The sequence below is a fragment of the Streptomyces sp. NPDC059785 genome (assembly GCF_042732375.1).
GTDB lineage: Bacteria > Actinomycetota > Actinomycetes > Streptomycetales > Streptomycetaceae > Streptomyces.
In genome coordinates, this window is the sequence record NZ_JBHWHV010000016.1 from 100,954 (window position 1) to 127,844 (window position 26,891).

At 72.0% G+C, this 26,891-nt stretch carries 23 protein-coding genes and 1 riboswitch; of the genes, 11 read left to right on the forward strand and 12 right to left on the reverse strand.

The features are described from left to right. Window positions 1-18: 18 nt before the first annotated feature. From sigR to ACFV6E_RS15280, 8 genes are all read left to right on the forward strand, one after another. Complete coding sequence (sigR, locus tag ACFV6E_RS15245; protein ID WP_385170970.1) at window positions 19-699, forward strand: RNA polymerase sigma factor SigR; 681 nt, start codon at window positions 19-21, stop codon at window positions 697-699. After that, a complete protein-coding gene (rsrA, locus tag ACFV6E_RS15250; RefSeq protein ID WP_385170967.1) occupies window positions 696-1,052 on the forward strand; it encodes a mycothiol system anti-sigma-R factor in 357 nt (118 codons plus the stop codon). The genes sigR and rsrA overlap by 4 nt, the downstream gene beginning before the upstream one ends. A gap of 254 nt (window positions 1,053-1,306) precedes the next feature. Continuing rightward, window positions 1,307-2,782, forward strand: coding sequence for an HD-GYP domain-containing protein (locus ACFV6E_RS15255; protein WP_385170964.1), 1,476 nt, complete (start codon window positions 1,307-1,309; stop codon window positions 2,780-2,782). Next, complete coding sequence (locus tag ACFV6E_RS15260; RefSeq protein ID WP_385170961.1) at window positions 2,779-4,026, forward strand: HD-GYP domain-containing protein; 1,248 nt, start codon at window positions 2,779-2,781, stop codon at window positions 4,024-4,026. Before ACFV6E_RS15255 ends, ACFV6E_RS15260 begins: the two co-directional genes overlap by 4 nt. Before the next feature lie 153 nt (window positions 4,027-4,179). Then, window positions 4,180-5,160: a tetratricopeptide repeat protein gene (locus tag ACFV6E_RS15265; protein ID WP_385170958.1), complete on the forward strand. Its 981-nt coding sequence runs from the start codon at window positions 4,180-4,182 to the stop codon at window positions 5,158-5,160. A gap of 97 nt (window positions 5,161-5,257) precedes the next feature. After that, on the forward strand, window positions 5,258-5,908 hold the full coding sequence (gene def / locus ACFV6E_RS15270; protein WP_385170956.1) for a peptide deformylase: 651 nt from the start codon (window positions 5,258-5,260) through the stop codon (window positions 5,906-5,908). Between the two features lie 272 nt (window positions 5,909-6,180). Then, window positions 6,181-7,266 (forward strand): epi-isozizaene synthase, encoded by a 1,086-nt coding sequence (gene cyc1, locus ACFV6E_RS15275; RefSeq protein WP_385170953.1) that lies wholly within the window; start codon window positions 6,181-6,183, stop codon window positions 7,264-7,266. Next, complete coding sequence (locus ACFV6E_RS15280) at window positions 7,263-8,636, forward strand: cytochrome P450 (protein ID WP_385461922.1); 1,374 nt, start codon at window positions 7,263-7,265, stop codon at window positions 8,634-8,636. The genes cyc1 and ACFV6E_RS15280 overlap by 4 nt, the downstream gene beginning before the upstream one ends. Window positions 8,637-8,676: 40 nt before the next feature. Here ACFV6E_RS15280 and ACFV6E_RS15285 read toward each other — a convergent pair whose 3' ends face one another. Next, on the reverse strand, window positions 8,677-9,639 hold the full coding sequence (locus tag ACFV6E_RS15285; protein ID WP_385170948.1) for a GlxA family transcriptional regulator: 963 nt from the start codon (window positions 9,637-9,639) through the stop codon (window positions 8,677-8,679). Window positions 9,640-9,743: 104 nt separating this feature from the next. Here ACFV6E_RS15285 and ACFV6E_RS15290 point away from each other — a divergent pair, with 104 nt between their 5' ends. Beyond that, entirely contained in the window at window positions 9,744-10,034 is a 291-nt protein-coding gene (locus tag ACFV6E_RS15290; protein ID WP_385170946.1) for a hypothetical protein, read from the forward strand. Here ACFV6E_RS15290 and ACFV6E_RS15295 read toward each other — a convergent pair. From ACFV6E_RS15295 to ACFV6E_RS15315, 5 genes are all read right to left on the reverse strand, one after another. Further along, window positions 9,947-10,972 carry a ribonucleotide-diphosphate reductase subunit beta gene (locus tag ACFV6E_RS15295; protein WP_385170943.1) on the reverse strand — a complete coding sequence of 342 codons (1,026 nt, stop codon included), beginning with the start codon at window positions 10,970-10,972 and terminating at the stop codon, window positions 9,947-9,949. The genes ACFV6E_RS15290 and ACFV6E_RS15295 overlap by 88 nt on opposite strands. Next, window positions 10,972-13,383 carry a ribonucleoside-diphosphate reductase subunit alpha gene (locus ACFV6E_RS15300; RefSeq protein WP_385461925.1) on the reverse strand — a complete coding sequence of 804 codons (2,412 nt, stop codon included), beginning with the start codon at window positions 13,381-13,383 and terminating at the stop codon, window positions 10,972-10,974. Before ACFV6E_RS15300 ends, ACFV6E_RS15295 begins: the two co-directional genes overlap by 1 nt. 136 nt (window positions 13,384-13,519) lie before the next feature. After that, window positions 13,520-13,725: riboswitch (cobalamin riboswitch) on the reverse strand. Window positions 13,726-13,746: 21 nt separating this feature from the next. Further along, window positions 13,747-14,334, reverse strand: coding sequence for a GNAT family N-acetyltransferase (locus tag ACFV6E_RS15305; RefSeq protein WP_385461928.1), 588 nt, complete (start codon window positions 14,332-14,334; stop codon window positions 13,747-13,749). A 74-nt stretch (window positions 14,335-14,408) separates the two neighbouring features. After that, on the reverse strand, window positions 14,409-15,050 hold the full coding sequence (locus tag ACFV6E_RS15310) for a CHAP domain-containing protein (RefSeq protein ID WP_385461931.1): 642 nt from the start codon (window positions 15,048-15,050) through the stop codon (window positions 14,409-14,411). Between the two features lie 104 nt (window positions 15,051-15,154). Continuing rightward, window positions 15,155-16,111 carry a hypothetical protein gene (locus tag ACFV6E_RS15315; RefSeq protein WP_385461933.1) on the reverse strand — a complete coding sequence of 319 codons (957 nt, stop codon included), beginning with the start codon at window positions 16,109-16,111 and terminating at the stop codon, window positions 15,155-15,157. 24 nt (window positions 16,112-16,135) lie between these two features. Here ACFV6E_RS15315 and ACFV6E_RS15320 point away from each other — a divergent pair, with 24 nt between their 5' ends. Both ACFV6E_RS15320 and ACFV6E_RS15325 read left to right on the forward strand, forming a co-directional pair. Beyond that, a complete protein-coding gene (locus tag ACFV6E_RS15320) occupies window positions 16,136-19,960 on the forward strand; it encodes a helix-turn-helix domain-containing protein (protein WP_385461936.1) in 3,825 nt (1,274 codons plus the stop codon). A 244-nt stretch (window positions 19,961-20,204) separates the two neighbouring features. Continuing rightward, complete coding sequence (locus tag ACFV6E_RS15325; RefSeq protein ID WP_385461939.1) at window positions 20,205-20,483, forward strand: hypothetical protein; 279 nt, start codon at window positions 20,205-20,207, stop codon at window positions 20,481-20,483. A gap of 108 nt (window positions 20,484-20,591) precedes the next feature. On the opposite strand, the gene mctP is transcribed toward ACFV6E_RS15325, so the two are convergent. The 6 genes from mctP to nagB all read right to left on the reverse strand — a co-directional run bounded on the left by mctP (window position 20,592) and on the right by nagB (window position 26,890). Beyond that, entirely contained in the window at window positions 20,592-22,202 is a 1,611-nt protein-coding gene (gene mctP / locus ACFV6E_RS15330) for a monocarboxylate uptake permease MctP (RefSeq protein WP_385173470.1), read from the reverse strand. Next, the gene (locus ACFV6E_RS15335; protein WP_385173467.1) at window positions 22,199-22,486 is read right to left on the reverse strand and encodes a DUF3311 domain-containing protein; all 288 of its coding nucleotides are present in this window, start codon (window positions 22,484-22,486) and stop codon (window positions 22,199-22,201) included. Before ACFV6E_RS15335 ends, mctP begins: the two co-directional genes overlap by 4 nt. A gap of 141 nt (window positions 22,487-22,627) precedes the next feature. Further along, window positions 22,628-22,855 carry a YbdD/YjiX family protein gene (locus tag ACFV6E_RS15340; RefSeq protein ID WP_385173464.1) on the reverse strand — a complete coding sequence of 76 codons (228 nt, stop codon included), beginning with the start codon at window positions 22,853-22,855 and terminating at the stop codon, window positions 22,628-22,630. Further along, on the reverse strand, window positions 22,824-25,007 hold the full coding sequence (locus ACFV6E_RS15345; protein ID WP_385461942.1) for a carbon starvation CstA family protein: 2,184 nt from the start codon (window positions 25,005-25,007) through the stop codon (window positions 22,824-22,826). The genes ACFV6E_RS15340 and ACFV6E_RS15345 overlap by 32 nt, the downstream gene beginning before the upstream one ends. A gap of 97 nt (window positions 25,008-25,104) precedes the next feature. Further along, window positions 25,105-25,869, reverse strand: a complete 765-nt coding sequence (locus ACFV6E_RS15350; RefSeq protein ID WP_385173458.1) for a GntR family transcriptional regulator — start codon at window positions 25,867-25,869, stop codon at window positions 25,105-25,107. Between the two features lie 235 nt (window positions 25,870-26,104). After that, window positions 26,105-26,890: a glucosamine-6-phosphate deaminase gene (nagB, locus tag ACFV6E_RS15355; protein WP_385173455.1), complete on the reverse strand. Its 786-nt coding sequence runs from the start codon at window positions 26,888-26,890 to the stop codon at window positions 26,105-26,107. Between the last annotated feature and the right edge of the window lies 1 nt (window position 26,891).

Below are 26,891 nucleotides of genomic sequence, written 5' to 3' on the forward strand. Positions count from 1 at the left end.
ACCACGTCGTCGAGGGAGGTGGGTCCGGTCACTGGGACCGACGCAGGGACCGAACACGGCCAGGCGGAGCAGCCCGAGGGCCAGGGCAGTGCAGAGTCGACCGCCGAGCGCAGCGCGCGCTTCGAACGGGACGCGCTGGAGTTTCTCGACCAGATGTATTCGGCCGCCCTGCGTATGACGCGCAACCCGGCCGACGCCGAGGACCTGGTGCAGGAGACGTACGCGAAGGCGTACGCGTCCTTCCACCAGTTCCGCGAGGGCACCAACCTCAAGGCGTGGCTGTACCGCATCCTGACCAACACCTTCATCAACTCGTACCGCAAGAAGCAGCGCGAACCCCAGCGCAGCGCGGCGGAGGAGATCGAGGACTGGCAGCTCGCGCGCGCCGAGTCGCACATGTCCACCGGTCTGCGCTCCGCGGAGTCGCAGGCGCTGGACCATCTGCCGGACTCGGACGTGAAGTCGGCGCTCCAGGCCATCCCCGAGGAATTCCGCATCGCCGTGTATCTCGCGGACGTAGAGGGCTTTGCGTACAAGGAGATCGCGGACATCATGGGGACACCCATCGGTACGGTGATGTCCCGGCTGCACCGGGGCCGTCGTCAACTGCGCGGCATGCTCGAGGACTACGCCCGCGAGCGCGGGCTCGTCCCGGCGGGCGCGGGAGAGTCGAACGAAGCGAAAGGCTCGGGCTCATGAGCTGCGGAGAGCCGCACGAGACGGATTGCAGTGAGGTCCTCGACCATCTCTACGAGTTCCTCGACCATGAGATGCCGGACGCGGACTGCACCAAGTTCGAGGTGCACTTCGAGGAGTGCTCCCCGTGCCTCGAGAAGTACGGCCTCGAGCAGGCCGTCAAGAAGCTCGTCAAGCGGTGCTGCGGGCAGGACGACGTACCGACCGACCTGCGGGCCAAGGTCATGGGCCGCATCGAGCTGATCCGCTCCGGGGAGACGGTGCCCGAGCACGAGGTGAGCGCGGCGCCGGCGAAGTCCGCGGCGCCCGCCAAGCCGGCCGCGCCCGTGAACCCCGCGACGCCTCAGGAGTCCTGAGCGTTTTCCCGCCCTGAGCGCTGTGCCGTTCCGAGCGCTTTTCCGAGCGTTGCGCAGGGCCGTCCGCGTCCTTCGGTCGAACACAGTTCCTGCCGGGACGCGGTAACGGGCCCGTTCATCACCCGAACGTGCTAATCCGCGAGGTGCGCCCCGGCGTATTCACTCGTTGACGCTCCCGCCTCACCCCCTCCGCCCTAGGGTCCTGCGAGGACCCGGGCGCCACCAGCCCGGGCGACCGGCGCGAGGGGGCGAGGATGCGGTCGATTCCGTCGGGGGCCCGCTGGTACGTCGCCTGTGTCGGCGCCGCCGCGCTGGCCTGTCTCGCGCCGCTGCCGTCCGTCCGTGCCCCGTGGTGGGCCCTCGCCCTGCTCGCCGTCCTGCACGCGGGCAGCGCACGGCTCGCCTTCCCGTCGGCCGGCGGCAAGTCGCTGCGTGTCACCGGGCCCGGCGCACCCCGTACGACCGGCACCCTCTTCCCCGTCCTGCTCGCCGGCGCCTTCCTGCTGCCGCCGCCCGCCGCCGCGCTCGTCGCGCTGCCGGGCGCCCTGCTCGCCCCGGTGGCACAGCGTCCGCGCCCGCTCCGCCGCGTCTGGCGCGCGGCCCAGCTCACCACCGGGATCTGGGCGGCCGGCCACGCGCACTGGGCGCTGGGCGGCCGCAACGCGGTCACCGCCCCCGACTTCCCGTACGCGCTGGTGCCCGCGGGCGCCGCGGTGCTGACCCTCTGCCTGGTCCTGACCGTCCTCGACGGCGGGATCCTCGCCACCGCCGAGCGGGTCCCGGCGCGCATCGCCTGGCGCGGTCTCTTCCTGCGCTCGCTGCCGCCCGTCGCGGTGCACGGGCTCGCCGGACTGATGATGGCGGTGCTCTGGCGCAGCCCGTACGGTCCGGTCGCCGCGCTCCTCGTCCTGCTGCCGATGTACGTCTCCTGCTGGGTGTTCGCCCAGTACCACCGTGAACGGGCCGCCCACCAGGCCACCATCAGGGCGCTGGTGCAGGCCGTCGACATCAAGGACGGCTACACGCGCGGCCACAGCGAGCGGGTCGGCCAGGCGTCGATGATGATCGCCCGCGAACTCGGCATGGACGACGAGCGCGTGGAGGTCCTGCGGTTCGCGGGCATCCTGCACGACGTCGGCAAGCTCGGGGTGCCGACCCGGCTGCTGCGCAAGGACGGACCGCTCACCCCCGAGGAGCGCCGGATCATCGAGCTGCACCCCGAGTACGGGCACGAGATGGTCCGCGGCATCGGCTTCCTCGGGGAGGCCCGGTCGGCGATCCTGCACCACCACGAGCGGCTGGACGGCAGCGGCTACCCGTACGGGCTCGCCGGAGCGCAGATCCCGCAGGCGGCGCGGGTGGTCGCGGTGGCCGACGCCTTCGACGCGATGACGTCGACGCGGTCCTACCGGCGGGCCCGGCCGGTGGGCGTCGCCCTGGAGGAGCTGCGGCGGTGCGCGGGGGCGCAGTTCGACCCGGTCATGGTGGGCGCGCTCGTGGGCGCGCTGGCCCGGCACGGCTGGCACCCGGCCGTCACCGCGGACGAGTCGCACGGGAACGTTCCGTCCCCGGCCGGCCCGCCTGCCCCGGCGCCCGCACCGGCGCCGAGGCCGGACACCCGGTCCGGGCCGCCCGCACCGGCGCCCGCACCGGCGCCCCAGCCGGACACCCGGCAGCCTCCGGCGGAACGTCAGGAGCAGCCCCATACGTCCGCCGGGAGGGTGCCGTGAGACCGCCGCGCACCTCGCCCGTGCTCCCGCTCGTCCACGGCACCGCCGCCCTCCTCGCCGCCCTCGCGCTGGCGGACACCCTCTGGCGGGGCGTCACCGAAGGACTCGCCGCCCTCGCCTTCGGGCTCCTCGTCGCCGTGGGGGAACTCGCCCGGTGGAGCGGCTCGGAGCAGCGGGAGTCCGCGCCGCTCGGGGCCGCGGGCGCGCTCGCCTACGCGTTGCTCGGCGCGGACGCCGGGCGCGCCACCCACCACGGCGCCGCGCAGACCGTGGCCGTGGTGACGGCGGCCGTCCTGGTCGGCTGCGTCCCGCACGTCGCCCGCGGCCGCGGACCCACCCTCGACCACCTCGCCCGGCGGGTGCTCACCGTCACCTTCGCCGCCGTCTGCTTCCACCCGCTCTACGACGGCGGACGGCTGCCGGAGTGGAACGGTCCCGCGTACGCCCTGCTGCTGGTCGCGCTGCTGGTGCTGACCGCGCTGTGCGACGCCGTGCTGGCCGCGGCGACGGCGCACGCCAGGAGCCGGTGGCCCTTCGGACCCGTGCTGCGCGACGAACTGCGGGCGATGCTCGGCATCGGGTCCGCCGTGTGCGCGACCGGCGCCGTGATGTCGCTGGCCGTCGCGGTGGTGGGCCTGTGGGCGCTGCCCGTCTTCTGCCTGCCGCTGCTGCTCACCCAGTTCTCCTTCCGGCGGTACGCGGCCGTGCGGACGACGTACCGGCAGACCATCGCCTCCCTCGCCCGGGCCACCGAGGTCGCCGGGTACACGCCCGCCGGGCACGCCCGGCGGGTGGCCGCCCTCAGCCGCGCCGTCGGGCGTGAACTGGGCCTTGCCGAACCCGATCTGACCGTCCTGGAGTACGCCGCCCTGATGCACGACATCGGACAGCTCAGCCTCGTCGACCCGGTGCCCGCCGGTGCCACCGCCGTACTGCCGGCCGAGGAGCAGCGGCGCATCGCCCTCCTCGGCGGCGCCGTCGTCCGGCAGACGGGAGTGGACGCCGACGTCGCCGTGGTCGTCGAGCGGCAGGCCGACCCCTACCGCGAGCAGCCGGTCAGCGCCCGGATCGTCCGTGCGGTGAACGCATACGAGGAGATGGCCAGGGAAGCAGGGCCGCAGGGACCGCTGGCCGCGCTGGAGCGGCTGCGGCTCGCCACCGCCCGCGACTATCAGCCAGAGGTCGTCGAATCGCTGGCCAGGGTGCTGTCCCGGCCCGGTCTGACCTTGCCCCAGGCTGGGTAACCCATGGGTAATGAGCGCCCGCCGGACGGTACGTGGTTGGATGCGAGGAAGAGGGTGTCAGGGGGCACGGGCAGGTCCGGGGCCGCACTGTCCCCCAGGGGCACTTCGAAGGACCGGCAGGCGGGAAGCGCAAGGAACTGGCAGGCGGGAATCGTGAGGATCTTCGGCAAGGGACGACACCGGCCCTCCGCCTCATGGCGGCAGGCCACCGATCGTGCGTTCACGCTGATCGGCGACGGTCGGTACGAGGACGCGGGAGCGCTCCTTACGCGCGCCGCGGACCTGGAGCCCTGGCTTTCGGAGTCCTGGTTCAACCTGGCGCTGCTGCACAAGTTCCGGCACGACTGGGAGCAGGCGCGGGCGGCCGGGCTGCGCGCCGTCGCCCTGCTCGACCGGGAGACCGGCGCACCCGACTGGTGGAACGTGGGCATCGCGGCCACCGCCCTCCAGGACTGGCCGCTGGCCCGGCGCGCCTGGCAGGCGTACGGGCTGCGGGTGCCCGGCGGTGCCGCGGTCTCCGGCGAGCCCACCGGCATGGACCTGGGCAGCGCGGCCGTCCGGCTCTCGCCCGAGGGCGAGGCCGAGGTCGTGTGGGGCCGCCGCCTCGACCCGGCGCGGATCGAGGTGCTGTCCATCCCGCTGCCGTCGTCCGGGCGGCGCTGGGGCGAGGTGGTCCTGCACGACGGGGTGCCGCACGGCGAGCGGACCACGGCCGCCGGGCACGCCTATCCGGTCTTCGACGAGATCGAGCTGTGGGCGCCCTCGCCCGTGCCCACCTGGGTGGTGCTGCTGGAGGCGGCCACCGAGGAGGACCGCGACGACCTGGAGCGGCTCGCGGCCGACGCGGGCTTCGCGGCCGAGGACTGGTCGTCGTCCGTGCGGCTGCTGTGCCGGATGTGCTCGGAGTCGCGGATGCCCTCGGACGAGGGTGACGGTGAGCACCTCGACCCGCACGACCACAGCGAGCCGGGGCACCCGGGACCGCTGGGCCACCGCACCGACGGGCAGCTGTGGGTACCCGAGCGCGAGTGCGGTCTCGCGGCGCCGGCCTCCCTGGTGCGCGGCCTGCTGGACGGCTGGGTCGCGGACAGCCCGGACTCCCGTGACTGGCGGGATCTGGAAGAGGTGTGCTGAGCACACCTTTAGGCTGTACCTCGCAGAAATCACCGGGATCCGCAGGAATGCCGGAGCCCGCGGATACTCCAAGGTCTGAGGAAGGCGTACGTCGGTCATGGCGCAGCAGGACACCGATCAGCAGCACGCGGGCGTGCTCCCCGTGGACGACGAGGGCTTCGTCATCGACACCGAGGACTGCGAGGAGCGCGAGTCCGCCTACCGCGGGCGCGGCACCTCGCGGCCCATCACGGTCGTCGGGAACCCGGTGCTGCACAAGGAGTGCAAGGACGTCACCGAGTTCGGCGACGAGCTGGCCGCCCTGGTGGACGACATGTTCGCCAGCCAGCGCACCGCCGAGGGGGTCGGCCTTGCCGCCAACCAGATCGGCGTCGACCTGAAGGTCTTCGTGTACGACTGCATGGACGACGAGGGCAAGCGGCACGTCGGCGTGGTCTGCAACCCGAAGATCGTCGAGCTGCCCGCCGAGCTGCGCCGGCTGGACGACAGCAACGAGGGCTGCCTCTCGGTGCCGACCGCGTACGCGCCGCTCGCCCGCCCCGACTACGCCGAGGTCACTGGGCAGGACGAGCAGGGGTACCCGGTCAAGGTGCGGGGCACCGGCTACTTCGCGCGCTGCCTCCAGCACGAGACGGACCACCTGTACGGGTACCTGTACATCGACCGGCTCTCCAAGCGCGAGCGCAAGGACGCGCTGCGGCAGATGGCCGAGAACGAGCCCCGCTACCCGGTCGTGGCGAACGACTGACGAGCCCGCGTGCACGGCGCCCGGACGGAAGCCTCTTCCGCCGGGCGCCGTTCGTCTGTGCGTCGCACGTCCGATCCCTTCTGCTCCCCCGGTGATCCATAAGCAGTCACACAAGGGGAGAAACTCGGCATCCCGTGGTAGTGAGTGGAGCAAATCCGTTCCCAGAACGGTCAGTTGTGGTGCTGAATGGGAAGAGCGGGGATCGCAACGGCGCACGCCCGGCACGGCGGGAGGGGGCGTGGCGCCGACAGGCGGCTGAGAGGGGTTTGTTCGTGCACGCTTTCCCACACAGCACTTCATCGACACCGACCGCGGTCGCGGTTCCACCGGCGCTCTCTCTGCCGGTGATCGAGGCCGCGTTTCCCCGTCAACTCCATCCGTATTGGCCCCGTCTCCAGGAGAAGACCAGGGCCTGGCTGCTCGAAAAGAAGCTCATGCCGCCGGACAAGGTCGCAGAATATGCCGACGGCTTGTGCTACACGGACCTCATGGCGGGCTACTACATAGGCGCCCCCGAGGCGGTGCTCCAGGCGATTGCGGACTACAGCGCGTGGTTCTTCGTCTGGGACGACCGGCACGACCGCGACATCGTGCACGGCAGGGCCGGTGCCTGGCGGCGGCTCAGGTACGAGCTGCACGCCGCGCTCGACTCCCCCCGGGACCACCTGCACCACCGGGATCCCCTGGTCGCAGGGTTCGCGGACAGCATGGTGCGGCTGTACTCGTTCCTGGGGAAGAAGTGGAACGTCCGGTTCGCCGAGCACTTCCACGCGGTGATCGAGGCGTACGACCAGGAATTCCGCAATCGCGTGTCGGGTGTCGTACCGACGGTCGAGGAATACCTGGAACTGCGGCGGCTCACGTTCGCCCACGACATCTGGAACGATCTGCTCGAGCCGAGTGCGCAGTGCGAGATACCCACCGATGTGCGTGAGCATCCGGCATTTAGCAGGGCCGCCCTGCTCAGCCAGGAATTCGCCGCCTGGTACAACGACCTGTGCTCGCTCCCGAAGGAAATCGCGGGCGAGGAGGTCCATAATCTCGGCATCAGTCTGATCCAACACGAGGGGCTGACCCTCGAAGAGGCCGTCACGGAAGTAAGAAGGCGGATCGAGGAATGCATCATGGAATTCCTCGCCGTCGAGAAAGACGTCAAGCGGCTCGCCGACACCCTTGTCGACGGCACCGTGCAGGGCAAAAGGCTGAGCGGTGCCGTGAAGGCGTGTCTGGCCAATATGCGGAACTGGTTCAGTTCCGTCTACTGGTTCCACCACGAGTCCGGCCGTTACATGGTCGACAGCTGGGACGACCGCTCCACACCCCCGTACGTCAACAACGAAGCGGCAGGTGAGAAATGACCGTCGAGTCCGTACGACCCGCAGCGCCCCAGACCTCGGAGCTGCCCGTCCCGCCCCTGGCGGGAGGCGGCGTCCCGGGTCTCGGCCACGGCTGGAAACTCGTGCGCGATCCGCTGGGCTTCCTGGCCCAGCTCCGCGATCACGGCGAGGTCGTCCGTCTCAAGCTCGGCCCCAAGACGGTGTACGCGGTCACCACGCCGGCCCTCAGCGGGGCGGTCGGGCTCAGCCCCGACTACGAGCTCGGCGGCCCGCTGTGGGAGTCGCTCGAAGGGCTGCTCGGCAAGAACGGGGTGGCGACGGCCAACGGGCCGATGCACCGGCGCCAGCGGCGGACCATCCAGCCCGCCTTCCGCGCCGACGTGATCCCCGCGTACGCGTCGGTGATGGAGGAGGAGGCCCGGGACTTCGCCGATCGTCTCGGGTCGGGCGCGGTGATCGACTGCACCTCCGAGTCGTACCGCGTCGCCGTCCGTGTCGCGGCCCGCTGCCTGCTGCGCGGCCGGTTCATGGACGAGCGGGCGGAACGGCTGAGCGTCGCGCTCTCCACCGTCTTCCACGGCATGTACCGGCGCATGGTGATTCCGGCGGGGCCGCTCTACAGGCTGCCGCTTCCGGCCAATCGCGAATTCGACCGGGCTCTGGCCGATTTGCATCTTCTCGTCGACGAGATCGTCGCCGAGCGCCGCGCATCCGGTCAAAAGCCGGACGATTTGCTGACGGCATTGCTCGAGGCCCGGGACGGCGACGGCGACCCCATCAGCGAGCAGGAGATCCACGACCAAGTCATCGCGATACTCACACCCGGCGGCGAAACCATCGCGTCCACCATCATGTGGATCCTGCACGTACTCGCGGCACATCCGGAACAGGCGGACGCGGTGCGCCGTGAGGTCGAATCCGTCGTCGGCGACCGGCCCGTCGCATTCGCAGACGTACGGCGGCTGTCGCACACGAACAATGTCATCGTCGAGACGATGCGGCTGAACCCCGCCGTCTGGATTCTGACGCGGCGCACCGTGACCGAAACCGATCTCGGGGGGTATCGCATTCCGGCCGGTGCCGACATCGTGTACAGCCCGTACGCGATCCAGCACGACCCGCGGACGTACGAGGAGCATCAGGAATTCGACCCCGACCGCTGGCTTCCGGAACGGGCCAAGGAGCTTCCGAAGTACGCCATGGCTCCGTTCAGCGTCGGAAACCGGAAGTGCCCGGGTGACCACTTCTCGATGGCGCAGCTCAGTCTCATCACGGCGACCGTGGCGTCCGCGAAGTGGCGCCTGGAGCAGGCTCCCGGGTCCGCCCCCGCGGCCCGCATCGGCATCACGCTGCGGCCTGACCGGCTGCTGGTGAGGGCCGTGCCGCGCTGAGATCCGGTGCTCCGTCACCGGACCCGCCGCCGGCGCGGGTTCAGGCGGCCTCGGGCCCCCTGAACGTGCGCCGGTAGGCCCCCGGGGTCGTGCCCAGGCTGCGCAGGAACTGGTGGCGCAGCGCGGCCGCGTTCCCGAAGCCGGCGCGGCCCGCGATGGCGTCCGTCGTCTCGTCCGTCGCCTCCAGCAACTGCTGGGCCAGCAGCACCCGTTGGCGTAGCAGCCAGCGGTAGGGCGTGGTCCCCGTCTCCTGCTGGAAGCGGCGGGCGAAGGTGCGTGGGGACATGTGGGCGCGGGCCGCCAGCCGCTCGACGGTCACCTCCTCGTCGAGGTGGCGCTCCATCCAGACAAGCACCTCGCCGACGGTGTCGCAGGACGAGCGCGGCAGCGGCCGCTCCACGTACTGGGCCTGCCCGCCGTCGCGGTGCGGCGGGACGACCATGCGGCGCGCGACGGCGTTGGCGACCTCCGGGCCGTGCTCCTTGCGGAGGATGTGGAGGCAGGCGTCGATCCCGGCGGCGGTGCCCGCCGAGGTGATCACCCGGTCCTCGTCGACGTACAGCACGTCCGGTTCGACGATCGCGCGCGGGTACTGGAGGGCCAGTTCCCGGGCGTGCCGCCAGTGCACGGCGCACCGCCGTCCGTCGAGCAGCCCGGCCGCGCCGAGCACGAAGACCCCGGAGCACACGCTGAGCACCCGCGCCCCGCGGTCGACGGCCCGGCGCAGTGCGTCGAGCAGTTCCCCGGGGTAGACGCGGGTCGCGTAGGCGTCGCCCGCCGGCACGATCACCAGGTCGGCCGGCTCCAGCCGCTCCAGGCCGTGCTCCGTGCGCAGCGAGAAGCCCGCGTGCGTGCCGAGCGCCGGCCCCTCCGCGGAGGCCACCGCGAAGTCGTACGCGGGCAGGCCCTCGTCGCTGCGGTCGAGGCCGAACACCTCGCAGGCCACGCCGAGTTCGAAGGGATGGACGCCGTCGAGCAGCACCACGGCCACGTTCTTCAGCATGGCTCCAGTGTGCCCCGGACGCGCCCCGGATGTGGCAGTAATTCGAGGTTCTACGGCAGTCCTGCCACTGACGGTCAGGAGTCATCGGCGCGACAGTGGTGTCCATGGATACACGCATGGAAGCCCTCGTCGGAATGGTGACCGTCCTCGGGATCCTGGTCCTCCTCGTCCTCCCCTCGCTGTACGGCATCGCGTACGACCGGCGCGTCGACCGGCAGCTCAGGGAGGCGGCGGAGCGGCGGACCCCCGAGCCCGCCGCTGCCCGGCCGGGCGCCGGGGCCGTCACCCCCCGGCAGCCCGCCGGACCTCAGAAGTCCTCGTCGAACCCGACCGAGCCCTCCACCGCCACCTGGTACGCCGAGGGGCGGCGCTCGAAGAAGTTGGTCAGCTCCTGAACCCCTTGCAGCTCCATGAAGGAGAAGGGGTTCTCCGAGCCGTACACCGGAGCGAAGCCCAGGCGCGTCAGGCGCTGGTCGGCGACGCATTCCAGGTACTGGCGCATGGAGTCGGTGTTCATCCCCGGGAGGCCGTCACCGCACAGGTCGCGCGCGAACTGCAACTCGGCCTCGACGGCCTCCCGCAGCATGTCGGTGACCTGCTGCTCCAGCGCCTCGTCGAAGAGCTCCGGCTCCTCCTTGCGGACGGTGTCGACCACGTCGAAGGCGAACGACATGTGCATCGTCTCGTCGCGGAACACCCAGTTGGTGCCGGTCGCCAGGCCGTGCAGCAGACCCCGGCTGCGGAACCAGTAGACGTACGCGAAGGCACCGTAGAAGAACAGGCCCTCGATGCAGGCCGCGAAGCAGATCAGGTTCAGCAGGAAGCGGCGCCGGTCGGCCTTGGTCTCCAGCCGGTCCATCTGCTCCACCGAGTCCATCCACTTGAAGCAGAACTCGGCCTTCTCGCGGATGGAGGGGATGTTCTCCACGGCCGCGAAGGCCGCCGCCCGGTCCTCGGGGTCCGGCAGGTAGGTGTCGAGCAGCGTCAGATAGAACTGGACGTGCACGGCCTCCTCGAAGAGCTGACGGCTCAGGTAGAGCCGCGCCTCGGGGGAGTTGATGTGCTTGTACAGCGTCAGCACCAGGTTGTTCGCCACGATCGAGTCGCCCGTCGCGAAGAACGCGACCAGCCGGCCGATCATGTGCTGCTCGCCCCCGGACAGCTTCGCGAGGTCCGCGACGTCCGAGTGCAGGTCGACCTCCTCCACGGTCCACGTGTTCTTGATCGCGTCCCGGTAGCGCTCGTAGAAGTCCGGGTAGCGCATGGGGCGCAGGGTCAGTTCGAAGCCCGGGTCGAGCAGGTTCTTCTCGGTCTTCTCGGGTGCGGTGGTCATTACTGGCAGGCCTCGCAGGACTCGGGGTTTTCCAGGGAGCAGGCGACCGCGTCGGGGTCGGCGGCCTGCGGTACGGGGACGGTCCGCTCGGACCGGGCCTGCGCCTGCGCGGCGCGGGCGATGCGCGTCGCGGGGCGCGAGCGCAGGTAGTACGTCGTCTTCAGGCCCGACTTCCAGGCGTACGCGTACATCGAGGAGAGTTTGCCGATGGTCGGCGTCTCCAGGAACAGGTTCAGCGACTGGGCCTGGTCGATGAACGGGGTGCGGGCGGCGGCCATGTCGATCAGACCCCGCTGCGGGATCTCCCACGCGGTGCGGTACAGGTCGCGGACCTCCTGCGGCACCCAGGTGAAGCCCTGCACCGAGCCGTTCGACTCGCGCAGCGCCTCCCGGGTCTGCGCGTCCCACACGCCGAGCCTCTTCAGCTCGTCCACCAGGTACGAGTTGACCTGGAGGAACTCGCCGGACAGCGTCTCGCGCTTGAACAGGTTGGACACCTGCGGCTCGATGCATTCGTAGACGCCCGCGATGGAGGCGATCGTCGCGGTCGGCGCGATGGCCAGGAGCAGCGAGTTGCGCAGGCCGACGGCCGCGATCCGGGTGCGCAGGGCGGCCCAGCGCTCGGGCCAGGTCAGCTCGGTGCCGTAGTGGTCGGGGTGCAGGACGCCCCGTGCGGTACGGGTCTTCTCCCAGGCGGGCAGCGGGCCGTTCCGCTCCGCCAGGCCGGCCGACGCCTCGTACGCGGCGAGCATGATCCGCTCGGCGATCCGGGTGGACAGGGCCTTCGCCGCCGGTGACCCGAACGGCAGCCGCAGCTTGAAGAAGACGTCCTGGAGCCCCATCACGCCGAGGCCCACCGGGCGCCACTTGGAGTTGGAGCGGCCCGCCTGTTCGGTCGGGTAGAAGTTGATGTCCACGACCCGGTCGAGGAAGGTCACGGCGGTGCGGACCGTGTCGTCAAGGCGTTCCCAGTCGATGTCCTGGCGGCCGGTGTCGACGAAGGCGCCGAGGTTGACCGACCCCAGGTTGCACACGGCCGTCTCCCCGTCGTCCGTGACCTCCAGGATCTCGGTGCACAGGTTCGAGGAGTGGACGGTGTGCCCCGGCTCCGCCGTCTGGTTGGCGGTGCGGTTGGCGGCGTCCTTGAAGGTCATCCAGCCGTTGCCGGTCTGCGCGAGCGTCCGCATCATGCGGCCGTACAGCTCACGGGCCGGGATCGTCTTCTTGGCGAGGCCCGCCTCCTCGGCCCCGCGGTACGCGGCGTCGAAGTCGGCGCCCCACAGGTCCACCAGCTCCGGCACGTCGGACGGCGAGAACAGTGACCACGCGCGGTCCTCGTCCACCCGGCGCATGAACTCGTCCGGGATCCAGTGCGCCAGGTTCAGGTTGTGCGTACGGCGGGCGTCCTCACCGGTGTTGTCGCGCAGCTCCAGGAACTCCTCGATGTCGGAGTGCCAGGTCTCCAGGTAGACGGCCGCGGCGCCCTTGCGCCGGCCGCCCTGGTTCACGGCGGCGACCGAGGCGTCCAGCGTCTTCAGGAACGGGACGATGCCGTTGGAGTGCCCGTTCGTGCCGCGGATCAGCGAACCGCGCGAGCGGACGCGGGAGAAGGACAGTCCGATGCCGCCCGCGTGCTTCGACAGGCGGGCCACCTGGTGGTAGCGCTCGTAGAGGGAGTCCAGCTCGTCCAGCGGGGAGTCGAGGAGGTAGCAGGACGACATCTGGGGGTGCCGCGTACCGGAGTTGAACAGGGTGGGGGAGGAGGGCAGGTAGTCGAGCCGGCTCATCAGGCCGTACAGCGCGGCCACCTCGTCGACCGAGCGGGCGGTGTCGTCCTCGGCGAGCCCGGCGGCGACGCGCAGCATGAAGTGCTGGGGCGTCTCGATCACCCGCCGGGTGATCGGGTGGCGGAGCAGATAGCGGCTGTGCAGGGTGCGCAGGCCGAAGTAGCCGAAGCGGTCGTCGGCGCCCGCCACGGCGGCGGCGTCGGCCAGCGCGTCCAGGCGGGCCGCGTGCAGCGTCACGAACTCCGCGGTGCGGTCCGCGATCAGGCCCTCGCGGTGGCCGGTCGCGACGGAGGACGAGAAGGACGTGACGCCCTGCGAGGCGGCCTCGGCGGCGATGGCGAGCGTCAGCAGCCGGGCGGCGAGCCGCGAGTAGGCGGGGTCCTCGGAGATGAGGCCGGCCGCCGCCTCGATCGCCAGCTCCCGCAGCTCCGTGATGTCCGCCCGCGCGGACCGGCCGCGCAGCGCGGCGGCGGCGACCCGGCCCGGGTCGGCGTCGGGGAGGTCGGCGGTGAGGTCGGTCAGGGTCCGCAGCAGCGCGGCACCGGGACCGTCCGTATCCGTATCCGTGCCCGTCGGTTCCGCGGACGGTGCCACTGCGGCCGGATCGGCTGGCGCGATGGTCACGTGGGGCTCTCCCTCGCTCGGCTCGGGGCCTGGCGAGGGCAGGGCAGCGAAGGCACACGTCTGCCCGTGGCACGGGTACGCGCGCGTCCACCGGCCCATTCCACGAGGCCCGGACGTATTCGGCACCCGGACCGGACGGTACGGGCGCACTGCCGGCAGGTCCTCGGACTGACCAGGCGCGCGGACACGCACCGGTGGTCCTGGGACCGGCCGGGCGCGCGAACACGCACAAGTACACCGTTGCGGGACAGTTCCGGATTCGCACCGGATTCCCCTGCGGCGACAGCGAGCATGAGCATACATCTAGTGCCGGTCGGCGCTACCACCCCCACATCTTGTGTCGCGGGCTGTCTCCGGAGCGTGTCAGAGCGTCAACTCATAGGTGATCAGCACGATGTCGTCGAGCTCCGGCAGCGGGTTCCAGTCGCGCTCCGGGGTACGGCGGAAGCCCAGACGCTCGTAGATCCGGTGGGCGGCGCGCATCGTGCGCTGGCTGGACAGCACGACGCGGACACAGCCCTCGGTGGCCCGCGCGCGCTCGACGCAGGCGCGCACGAGCGCCTCGCCCGCGCCCCGTCCGCGGGACTCCGCGGCGACCGCCAGCATCCGTATCTCCGCCTCGCCCTCGCGCGCGATGTCGGCCATCGGCCCGCCGGTCGCGACGAAGGTGACGCCGCCGAGGATGCCGTCGGCGGTGCCGGGGCCGAGGGTGCCGTCGACGGTGCCGGGGCCGAGGATGCCGTCGGCGGTGCCGGGGCTTGTCCCTGCCGCACCGTCCACGGCCACCAGTACCTCGGCCGCCGCCGCACGCTTCGCCACGTCGCGCAGCTCCGTCAGGTACGTATCGCTCTCCCCGAAGTCCAGCAGCCCGTCCCCGAGATACGCCCGCGCGGTGACCTCGCCGACCGCCTCGTACTCCCCGGGCCGCGCCCGCCTGATCACGATGTCCATGTCCGCAGTGTGCCGGAGGGGTACGACAACGGGCCGCCCATTTTCCGGGGCCCGCCGCCGTCGGGGAGGGGAGGTCAGGAACGGGACGCGAAGCCGCGCAGCTTCAGGCCGGGGTTGGTGGGGATACGGGGGCCGTCCGTGCCCGCCCAGCGGTACTCGCGCCTGGTGATGCTGTCGGACCCGCGCCCGGCGTTGCCCTCGATCGTGACGACCGTCCGGCCGCCGGAACCGCCGACGGCGACGACGACCGCGACATGGCCCTCGGGGTCGCGCCGGTTGTGGTTGTGCCACACGATCACGTCGCCGCGCTGCGGGGGCCGTCCGGGCCGGTAGGCGTAGAAGCGGTCGCCGACGCCGGTCTCCCAGGCCCGCGACGACTTGTAGTTGTCCGGCGTCGCCCGCCGGTTGTTCCACATGGCGGCGGCGAAGTAGCCGCACCAGTAGTCGCCGTTGAAGCCGTTGTACTCGTTGCGGTCGGCGCCGCCGAGGTAGTTGTCGTGCCGCGCGTCGCCCGGCGTGCTCCACTTCCGCGGACCGTTACGGGTCTCCCTGTAGGCGTGGGACGTGGTGAGGGCCCGTTCGGCGCGGTCCACGACGGCCTGCCGGAGCGGGCTGGGGGCCGCGGCGGCCGCGGGCGGCTCGGCGAGGGCGGGTACGGCGAGCAGCCCGGGGAGCAGGGCGGCCGTGGTCAGACAGCGTGCCGCGAGACGGTTCATGACGGAACCTCCGGTGAGGTGGACGTGCCGGTGGATGCCGGACGAGGGGCGAGGGCGCACAACCCGCATGCGGGCGTGAAGCGGTGAGCCCGCCGAACGCGCCGTCACTCCCGGTAAGTTGACGAACTCGGAGAGCGACGGCGTGATGACAGGTGTAGCAGGTGAATCAGGGGCTGGACGGGGCGGCAGAAGAATTTGCCGGTTGCCGGAACGAGCGGCAACAGGCAACCGACGACGGGTGCGACCGGGAGGAACGCGACCGGGGCGGGCGCGGGCGGGGCGGGCCCGTACGCGACGGGCCCGTACGCGACGGGCATGGTGGCGACGGCCACGCGTGTGACGGCCACGCGCGCAACGGGCACGCGCGTGACGGCCACGCGCGTGACGGTCACGCGCGCGAGGGCCACGGTCGCGACGGGCATGGTCGCGACGGGCATCGTCGCGACGGCAACGGGCAGGACGTGCTTGGCCGTGACGGCGACGGCGACGGCGACGGACAGGGCGGGTGCGAAGGCGGGCGTGGTCGAGACGCGTCGGGTGACGATACGGACGGATCGAGTGCTGGTGCCGACCGGCACGGTCGTGACGTGCTCGGCCGCGACGGCAACGGGCAGGACGTGCTTGGCCGTGACGGCGACGGACAGGGCGGGCGCAGGGGCGGGCGCGGCCGCGACGCGCCCGGCCGCGACGGGTCGGTTGGCGGTGTCGGCGGACCGGGCGGTGGTGTCGGCGGGTCGGTTGGCGGTGTCGGCGGACCGGGCGGTGGTGCCGGCGGGTCGGTTGGCGGTGTCGGCGGACCGGGCGGTGGTGCCGGCGGGTCGGTTGGCGGTGCCGGCGGGCCAGGTGGTGGTGCGGGCGGGCACGGCGGGGTCGGGGGCGGGCCAGGTGGTGGTGTCGGCGGACCGGGCGGTGGTGCTGGCGGACCGGGCGGTGGTGCGGGCGGGCACGGCGGGGTCGGGGGCGGGCCAGGCGGTGGTGCCGGCGGACCGGGCGGTGGTGCCGGCGGGCCAGGTGGTGGTGTCGGCGGGCACGGGCCGGTCGGGGGCCCGGTGAGAGCGCACGGGGGTGGTGCCTACGGTGCCGAGGTGCGGCGGTCGCGGGAGGCCGCCGGGCTCACCCAGGGGGCGCTGAGCAAAGAGGTCCGCTACGACAAGGCCCACATCAGCCGGATCGAGAACGGCAGGGCACCCGGCAGCACCACCCTCGCCCGGGCCCTCGACACCTTCTTCGCCGCCGAGGGCCGTCTCGTCGCCCTCCACCAGCGAGAGATCGTCCGCAGCGGCCGCCGGCTCCCCGCCCCGCGCGGCCCCGAGGGCGACTGCCCCTACCGCGGCCTGGCCGCCTACACCGCCGCCTGGGCCCACCTCTACCGGGGCCGCGGCGCGGCCGTGGACGACCTCCTCGCCGGCCTGGACCGGCGGGGCCCGGACAGCGGCCCCTACGTGGTCGTCGCCCCGTCGGGCGCCGGCAAGACCTCGCTGCTCAAGGCCGGACTCGTGGCCGCGCTGGGCGCCGGACGGCTGCCGGGCTCCCCGGACTGGCCGGTCGTCGAACTGACGCCGGGAGAGCGCCCGTTGGAGCGCCTGGCGCAATCCGTCGCGGGCACCGTCGGCGCCGACCCGGAGCGGGCCCTCGCCGCGGTCCGCACCTCCGCCGAAGCCTGCGCGGACCTGCTCGCGCAGGCGGACCCGCGGGCGGCCGGACGCCCCGCCGAGCGCCCGTACCGCACGGTGATTCTCGTCGATCAGTTCGAGGAGTCCTTCGCCCAGTGCCACGACCCCGAGCAGCGGCTCGCCTTCTTCGACCTGCTCTGCGCGCTGTCCGCCCGGCGCGACGCGGCGGGGGAGCCCGCCGTGCTCGTCGTCCTCGGCCTGCGCGCCGACTTCTACGGCCGATGCCTGGCCCACCCCGGACTGACCGCCGCCCTGCGCGCCGCCCCGTTCCTGCTGGAGCCCATGACGGAGCCGGAGCTCAGGCAGGCGGTCACCGAACCGGCCGAGGAGGCCGGACTCGTCGTCGACGACGCCCTGGTCGAGGTGTTGCTGCACGAACTCGGCGCCTTCGCCACCCCGTGGGCCGGGGACGGCGAGTACGCGCCCGGCGCGCTGCCGCTGCTCTCCCACGCGCTGCGCGTCACCTGGATGCACCGCGAGGGCAACCGCCTCACCACGGACGCGTACCGCAAGTCCGGCGGCATCCGCAGAGCCCTCGCCCGCTCCGCGGACCAGACGTACGAGGCGCTGAGCCCCGGGCGCCGGCGCATCGCCGAGCACGCCTTCGTCCGCCTCGGCCGCCGCGACGACGCGCACGACGGCACCCGCCGGCGGATCAGCCGCGCCCGGCTGCTCGGGCTGCTCCCCGGCGACGAGACGGAGGCGGCGACCGTCCTCGAGGCGTTCGTCAGGGAGCGGCTGCTGACCATCGACGCGGAGCCGGACGGCGAGGTCACCGTCCAGATCGCCCACGAGGCGCTGCTCGGCTCCTGGCCCCTGCTGCGGCAGTGGCTCACCCACGACCAGCTGATGGGCGAGGCGCGGCACGCGCTGTCCGAGGCCGCCGTGCAGTGGCAGGACAACCAGCGCGACAAGGAACTACTGCTCACCGGACGCCAGTTGACCCGAGCGGTCGTCTGGGCCGAGGAGAACGACGAGGAACTCGGGCCGTTGCAGCGTGAGTTCCTGCGGGCGAGCCGGGAGCGGGTGCGGCGTGCGGCGCGCCGCAAACGGCTGCTGATCCAGCTGTCCGTCCTCTTCGTCGTGCTGGTGGTGCTCATCGCCGTCATCGTCGTCGTGAACGAGAAACGCAAGGCGGCCGAGACACAGCAGAGGCTCTCCGGTGCCAGGGCGCTGGCCGCCCAGTCCGTCCTCTTCAGCGGCCACGACCCGGTGCTCGCGGGAAGGCTGAGCGCGGCGGCGTACCGGACGGACGCCTCCACCGAGAGCCGCAGCGCCCTCCTCAGCAGTGCCCCGCCCCTGTGGAGCGACCGTGTCGTCCGCGCCGGCATCCCCGTCGACGCCCTGGCCCGCGCGGCCGACGGAAGGTCCGTCGCCTGGGGCGGCAAGGACGGCCGCGTCCACGTATGGCATCCGGAGCGGGACCCCGGCGCCTCGCACCTGCGGACCCGTCCCCGCACCGCCGGTACGAAGGGCTCCCTCGACTCGCTGTCCTACAGCCCCGACGGACGGCGGCTGGTGGCCGGTTACGACGACGGTTCCGTCTGGCTGTTCAGCGGGCCGTCCGCACCGGCCGAGCGGCTGCTCCCCGCGGGCCAGACACCGGACCACGGCGACACGGACATGCGGGTGGCGTTCAGCCGGGACGGCAGCCGCCTGGCCGCCGCGGGGCATGACGGCCGGGTCAGGGTGTGGCGGATGCCGGCCGCCGACCTCCTGTGGACGGCACGGCCCACCGGCGAGGACGTACCGGGACCCGTCCGGGCACTGGCCTTCAGCCCCGACGGCCGCACGCTGGCGACGGGCGGCGGCAGCGACGAGACGGACCGGTCCCAGTCGTTCCGCAAGGTGCTGCTGTGGGACGCGGCGAGCGGCCTGGTCACCGCCCGCCTGCGCGGACACCCCAAGAGGTCGGTGCGCTCCCTCGCGTTCAGCGCCGACGGACGCGAGCTGGCCGGCGGCGGCTTCGACGGGACCGTACGCCTGTGGGACGTACGGACCGCGCGGCTGAGGAGAACGTACGGCACGCACGGCGACTCCGTCATGGACGTGGCCGTGGCCGCGGACGGCACCCTGGTCAGCGGCGGCCAGGACAACACCGCGCAACTGCGCGACCTGCACCGTCCCGACGCCGTGCCGCTCACCCTCACCGGCCACGAGGGACCCGTCAACGCGGTCGCGCTGTCGCCCGACGGCAGGACCGTCCTGACCGGCAGCGAGGACGGCACCCTGCGCGTCTGGACCCCGGCCCGCAGCCCCGTGCGCACCGGCGACGCGGCCTTCACCGCGCTGGCCCGCTCCCCGCGCGACGGCGGGGGGTACGCGACCGGCGACGCCGACGGCACCGTCCAGCTCTGGGACGACCGTTCCCGCAGCCCCCGCCGCACCCTGCGCGCGGCGGACAGGGAGGTGACCGGCCTGGCGTACGACCGGGACGGCGCGCTGCTCGCCGTCGCGAGCGCCGACCACGGCGTCACCCTGTGGCGGACCGCGGACGGCACCCGCGCGGGCACCTTCGAAGGTCACTCCCGCGAGGTGCTCTCCGTCGCCTTCGACCGCACCGGCACCCGGCTGGTGACCGGCGGCTGGGACAGCACCCTGCGCGTGTGGGACGTGCGCACCGGACGCCAGGTCGACGAGGCCAGGGCCACCGACCTGTGGGGTCTCGCGCTCACCGCCGGGGGCGAACCGCTGCTCGCGTCCGGCGGCCAGGACGACACCGTCACCCTGCGCCGCTGGCCCGGCCTCGAAGTCCGCGGCCCGGCACCCCGTAAGAGCAGCGACTCGGTCTTCGACGTGGCCTTCGACCCGCGGGGCACCCTGCTGGCCTCGGCCGGCCGGGACCATGTCGTGGAGATCTGGGACGTCCGCGCGCGGCGCACGGTCGCCCGCCTCTACGGTCACACCGCCCCGGTCCGCCGGGTGTCCTTCTCGGCGGACGGCAGCCGCCTCGTCAGCGCCTCGCGGGACGGCTCGGTGCGCGTCTGGCAGCGCTCGGCCCGCGGTGACTGGGAGTTGTACGCGGCGCTGCGCGGACCGGCCGGCGAGGTGCGCGGCGCGGTCTTCAGCCCGGACGGCGAGGCGGTGCTCAGCGCGGGCGAGGACGGCACCCTGCGGCGCTGGGACCTCGACCCGCGGGACGCGCTGCGCCGGGTCTGCTCCGCGGCCGGCCCCGGCGAGCGGCGCGCATGGGCGGCGCTGACGGGTACGGACGACGACACCAGGCCCTGCCGGTGAGCCGGCTCCTGGGGCGGGACGGCCGTTCCTCGTCGCCCGCCCGGGTTGCCTGCGCAATGGCAACCCCGCAACCCCGCAACCCGGCGCCGGTGCGCCGATGCCGCGGTTACGTTGAGTGGACAGCCGCCCGCCGCAGGAGCAGGAGCAGGAGCAGGAGCAGGAGCCGGAGCCCGTCCGGACACCCGCCCGTGATCCGTGCGAGCGGCGGCCCCTCCCGTACCGACCGGCCGAGACGAGCCCCGCGATGCCGCGTGCCCAGAACCGGAACCCGACCACCGAACCCGAGGACGCACCACCCGTCGTCCCAGAGCCCCACGGCGAACCAGGCGCCGACCCCCGCCCCAGCGCGTCCCGATCCCGGCGCGCGCGGCTGCGCCGGCTGTTTGAGCCCACCCTGTTCCTGCTGGTCACCGCGGGCGCCATAACCGTCGTACTGGGGAACGACGCCGAGACCGTCCAGGCGCTGGCCGGAGTGGTCAGCGCGATCTGCGCCGTGTGGCAACTGCGGCGCAGCCGGCGGTGAGGCGGCGGCCAGGGGACACAGAAGGCCGCCGCGAGCCCGTACGTACCCGGGACTCGCGGCGGCCTTCGTGTCCGTGAGCGTCAGTGAACGCCCGTCTCTGAGGAACCGTCAGTGACCGGCGCCCGCTCCGACCGCCGGGAGCTCCGTCGCCACACCCGGGTCGCCCGCGTCCGCCGTGTAGTCGGACGGGGTGGTCTCGTCCACGCCGTCGGGCGCCTTCACGGCCCGCAGGACGAAGGTGAGCACCACCGTGACCAGGACGTTCAGCACGAACGCGGTCAGACCGATGTAGCCGATCTCCCCGATGCCGGGGATCTCCTTGTTGGAGCCGCCGAAGTGCTGCTGCGTCGGGGACGCCACGCCGTACGCGGCGAGGGTGCCGTACACCATGCCGACCGCCCAGCCCGCGAGCAGCGCCCAGCGGTGGAACCAGTTCGTGAACAGGCCGCCGACCAGGGCCGGGAAGGTCTGAAGGATCCAGATGCCGCCGAGCAGCTGGAAGTTGATCGCGACGGTCTTGTCCATGGTGAGGACGAAGGCCAGGGCGCCCACCTTCACAAGGAGCGAGACCAGTTTGGAGACCTTGGTCTCCTCCTGCGGCGTCGCGTCCGGCTTGATGAAGTCCTTGTAGATGTTGCGGGTGAACAGGTTCGCGGCCGCGATCGACATGATCGCGGCGGGCACCAGGGCGCCGATGCCGATCGCGGCGAAGGCCACGCCCGTGAACCAGTCGGGGAACATGTTCTCGAAGAGCTGCGGGATCGCGAGCTGCCCGTTCTCCACCTTGACCCCGGCGGCGATCGCCATGAAGCCGAGCAGTCCGAGCAGGCCCAGCATCAGCGAGTACAGCGGCAGGATCGTGGTGTTGCGGCGGATCACGTCACGGCTGCGCGAGGAGAGCGTCGCGGTGATCGAGTGCGGATACATGAACAGCGCGAGCGCCGAGCCCAGCGCCAGCGTGGCGTACGTCCACTGGCCCGCCGGGGCCGGTACCACCCCGCCGTTCTTGGCCGCGGTGTACTTGTCGCCCGCCGCCGCGAAGATCTCGTCGAAGCCGCCCAGCTTGATCGGGATGTAGATGATGGCGACCGCGATCACGATGTAGATCAACGCGTCCTTCACGAACGCGATCAGCGCCGGCGCCCGCAGCCCCGAGGAGTAGGTGTACGCGGCCAGCACTCCGAAGGCGATGAGCAGCGGCAGGTCCTTCACGAACCAGTTGGTGTTCTCGCCGCCGCCGACGCCCATCACGTCCAGGACGGCCTGGATGCCGACGAGCTGGAGCGCGATGTACGGCATCGTGGCGAGGATGCCGGTCACGGCGACCGCGAGCGAGAGCCCCTTCGAACCGAAGCGCCCGCGCACGAAGTCCGACGTCGTCACGTAGCCGTGCTTGTGGGAGACCGACCACAGCCGCGGCAGGAAGGTGAAGATCAGCGGATAGACCAGGATCGTGTACGGCACCGCGAAGAACCCGGCGGCACCGGCCGCGTAGATCGCCGCGGGCACGGCCACGAAGGTGTAGGCCGTGTACAGGTCGCCGCCGAGCAGGAACCAGGTGACCCAGGTGCCGAACGACCGGCCGCCCAGGCCCCATTCGTCGAGGCTGTGCTCGTTCTCGGCCTTGCGCCAGCGGGCGGCCAGGAAGCCCATCACGGTCACGGCCGCGAAGAAGAAGATGAAGACGCCGAGGGCGACTCCGTTCACGCCGTCGTTCACTTCGACGCACCCCCGTCTCTGTCCGCGCGGGCGCGCTGGTCACGCTGCCAGAGCTGGTACGCGGTCATGGTGAGCGCCGTGGAGATCAGCACCCACGCCATCTGGTACCAGTAGAAGAAGGGGATGCCGATGAACGTCGGGTCGACCTTCGCGTAGGAGCCGACCCAGAGCATCGCCACGAACGGAGCGATCAGACACAGGGCGATCACCACGCGTACCGGTGTCACCACCGGTGGCTTGTCGGCAAGCCCGGTCGGCGGGCTCACTTCAGGCACATCTGACATCTCACGGCTCCGTCCCCTCGCTGATCACCGGTGTAACGCGCAGGCAATCTAGGCGACGACGTCACGCATACGGAACCCCTCGTCCGTATATCGGTCCCCAACGGTGACCTGGCCGTTTTCGCACGCCGGCCGGCGCGCCGTTCAGCAGCAGCGGAACCCCTGCCGGGGGTCCTCCTCGCGGCGGTCCGTGCGCATCCGCTCGAACTCGCGGCGCGACGGCACGCGAGCCTCCGGGTGACCTGCGCGCACATGCGCGACATAACGGTCGTACGCCGACTCGTCGGTCAGCTCCCGTACGTACCAGCGCAGACCCCGCCCCGCCCGGCCGAGCGACCGGCTAACCGTCCTGACCAGCGCCGACCGCGTCACGCTCGGCCTCCCTCCGCTCCGCCTTCTCCTCCTGGGTCGGGATCAGCCCGGCCGGTGCGACGATCTTCGACTCGACGTACGGTGCCTCGCTCAGCGTGGACAGGGCCGGGCGCCGCACGTGCCGGACGCAGACCCGGGCGGCGTCCGCGATCACCACGACGATCAGCAGCGCGAGGACCGCCGAAAGGACGCCGTCCACCGTGGAGTTGGTGACGATGGTGTGCATGTCGTCCATGTCCTTGGCGGGCGGCAGGACCTTGCCCGCGTCGATGCCGTCCTGGTAGACGGAGCGCTGCTCGAAGAAGCCGACCCGGGGATCGCTGGAGAACACCTTCTGCCAGCTCGCCGTGAGGGTGACCGTGGCGTCCCAGGCGAGCGGGATCCCGGTGATCCAGGCCCACTTCAGGCGCCCGGACTTCACCAGCAGGGTGGTGCAGACGGCGAGGGCGACGGCGGCGAGCAGCTGGTTGGAGATGCCGAAGATCGGGAAGAGCTGGTTGATCCCGCCGAGCGGTTCGTGGACGCCCACCCACAGGAAGTAGCCCCAGAGCCCGGTCACGGCGGCACTGGTGAGGACGAGACCGGGCTTCCAGCTCACATTCCTGAACGGCCGGTAGATGTTGCCCAGCATGTCCTGGAGCATGAACCGGCCCACCCGCGTGCCCGCGTCCAGGGCGGTCAGGATGAACAGCGCCTCGAACATGATCGCGAAGTGGTACCAGAACGCCCGCAGGCCGCCCCCGGTGACCTTGGAGAAGATCTCCGAGACGCCGACCGCGAGCGTCGGGGCGCCGCCGGTCCGGGACAGCAGCGTCTGCTCCTCGACCCGCCGGGCCGCCGCGGCCAGATCGTCGGGGGATATGACGTACCCCATCTGCCGCACCGCCTCGGACGCGGACTGCACGGTGGTGCCGACGACCCCGGAGGGCGCGTTCATCGCGAAGTACAGTCCGGGGTCGATGATGCAGGCCGCGACCAGCGCCATCACGGCGACCGACGACTCCATCAGCATGGAGCCGTAACCGATCATCCGGACCTGCGTCTCCTTCTGGATCATCTTGGGTGTCGTGCCGCTGGAGATGAGCGCGTGGAAACCGGAGAGCGCGCCGCAGGCGATGGTGATGAACACGAACGGGAAGAGCGAGCCCGCGAAGACCGGGCCGTCCCCGCGCCGCGCGAAGTCGGTCACCGCGTCCATCCTCAGCATCGGCAGCGCGATCACCACCCCCAGCGCGAGCAGCACGATCGTGCCGATCTTCATGAAGGTGGACAGGTAGTCCCGCGGCGCGAGCAGCATCCACACCGGCAGGATCGAGGCGATGAACCCGTACGCCACCAGCCAGACGACCAGGGTCGCGGGGGCGAGGGTGAACGCCCCGGCCCAGGACGACTCGGCGACCCAGCGCCCGGCGACCAGCGCGAGCAGCAGCAGCGCGACGCCGATGAGGGAGACCTCGGAGACCCGGCCGGGCCGCAGCACCCGCAGGTAGAAGCCCATCAGCAGGGCGATCGGGACGGTCATCGCGATGGAGAAGGTGCCCCAGGGCGACTGCGCGAGGGCGTTGACGACCACCAGCGCCAGCACCCCGAGCAGGACGATCATGATGACGAACGCGGCGATCAGCGCGGCGGCCCCGCCGAACGGGCCGATCTCCTCCCGCGCCATCTGCCCGAGCGAGCGCCCGTCCCGGCGGGTGGAGAAGAACAGGACGACCATGTCCTGCACCGCCCCCGCGAAGACCACGCCCGCGATGATCCAGACGGTGCCGGGCAAGTACCCCATCTGCGCGGCCAGTACCGGTCCCACCAGCGGTCCCGCGCCGGCGATCGCCGCGAAGTGGTGCCCGAGCAGCACCCGCCGGTCGGTGGGATGGAAGTCGATCCCGTTGTTCAGCCGCTCCGCCGGGGTCGCCCGCGTCCGGTCCACCCTGAGCACCCGGTACGCGATGAACTTCGCGTAGAAGCGATAGGCGATGGCGTACGAGCCGAGGGCGGCGGCCACCATCCAGGCGGCCGAGACGTCCTCGCCCCGGGAGAGCGCGAGCACGGACCAGCCCGCCGCGCCCACCAGCGCGACGAGGGTCCAGATGACGATGGTTCGAGGCGTTGCCTTGCGAGGGATTGCCGTACGAGGGCCTTCAGCAGTGCGCACCGGGTCGTCCTCCCGTCCATGCGTCGACGCCAGGAACGTAGAGCAGGAAGGGGACCCGCGCTACACCACGCGCACCACGGGCAGGTGGACCGGGGCACTAGTCCATGGGGCGCTTGAGCCGGGCCACGAACTTGTACCGGTCCCCCCGGTACACCGAACGCACCCACTCCACCGGCTGCCCCTCCTTGTCCAGCGAGTGCCGGGAGAGCATCAGCATGGGCAGCCCCACGTCGGTGCCGAGCAGCCCGGCCTCGCGCGGCGTCGCCAGCGAGGTCTCGATGGTCTCCTCGGCCTCGGCCAGCCGGACGTCGTAGACCTCGGCGAGCGCGGTGTACAGCGACGTGTACTTGGCGAGCGACCTGCGCAGGGCGGGGAAGCGCTTGGCGGACAGATGCGTCGTCTCGATCGCCATCGGCTCGCCGCTCGCCAGCCGCAGCCGCTCGATGCGCAGCACCCGCCCGCCGGCCGAGATGTCCAGCAGACCCGCGAGCGTGTCGTCCGCGGTGATGTACCCGATGTCCAGGAGCTGCGAGGTGGGTTCGAGCCCCTGGGCCCGCATGTCCTCGGTGTACGAGGTGAGTTGCAGTGCCTGCGACACCTTCGGCTTGGCGACGAAGGTGCCCTTGCCCTGGATCCGTTCGAGGCGGCCCTCCACGACCAGCTCCTGGAGGGCCTGGCGCACGGTCGTCCGGGAGGTGTCGAACTCGGCGGCGAGCGTACGCTCGGGCGGCACCGGCGTGCCCGGCGGCAGCGTCTCCGTCATGTCGAGCAGATGCTTCTTCAGGCGGTAGTACTTGGGCACGCGCGCGGTACGGATGGGCGCCCCACCCTCGTTCTCCGCACTGCCGACGTCGGTGCTCATGCTCTGCCTTCCCGGCTCCGGATGCCGAAGCGACCGACATACCCGATCGGCCACGGCTCACATCGTGGCACGGCTACTGGTGCGAGTGTCCCCCCGCACGCTCCGTGATCCCCTCTATATACCGTCGGGGTCCCCGTTGGTCTAGTCCACCGCGCGCGACCGGTGGCACCGGGGCCGGCCCGCGAGCCGGGACGCGGACCGGAACCCGTCGGCGGCGTGCTCCGAGCGGCAGGCCCTAGATCCCCTGCCAGTGCGGCTTGTTCGCAAAGGTGTGCCGGAAGTAGTCCGCCAGCTTCAGCTTCGAGGCCGCCGCCTCGTCCACCACGACCGTGGCGTGCGGGTGCAGTTGCAGCGCCGACGCCGGGCACACCGCCGCCACCGGACCCTCCACCGTCGCCGCGACCGCGTCCGCCTTGCCCTCGCCCGTGGCCAGCAGCACCAGGTGCCGTGCCTCCAGGATGGTGCCGATGCCCTGGGTGATGACGTGGTGCGGCACCTGCTCGATGTCGCCGTCGAAGAACCGCGCGTTGTCGATCCGGGTCTGCTCGGTCAGTGTCTTGATCCTGGTCCGCGAGGCGAGCGAGGAGCACGGCTCGTTGAACCCGATGTGCCCGTCGGTGCCGATGCCCAGCAGCTGGAGGTCCACCCCGCCGGCCGCGGCCAGCGCCCGGTCGTACGCCTCGCACGCCGCCTGCACGTCCTCGGCGGTGCCGTCCGGCCCCATGAACGCCGCCACGTCCAGCCCCAGCGGCTCCAGCACCTCCCGCCGCAGCACCGACCGGTACGACTCGGGGTGCTCGGCCGGCAGTCCGACGTATTCGTCGAGCTGCGCGACCCGGGCCCGCGAGGCGTCCACCGCGCCCGCGCCTACCTTGGCGGACAGCGCCTTGTAGATGGGCAGCGGCGTCGAGCCGGTGGCCACGCCGAGCAGGGCGTCCGGCTTGCGACGGAGCAGCTGCGCCATGGCCTCGGCGATGAGCTCGCCGCCCGCCTCGGCGTCCTGGACGATGACAACTTCCACG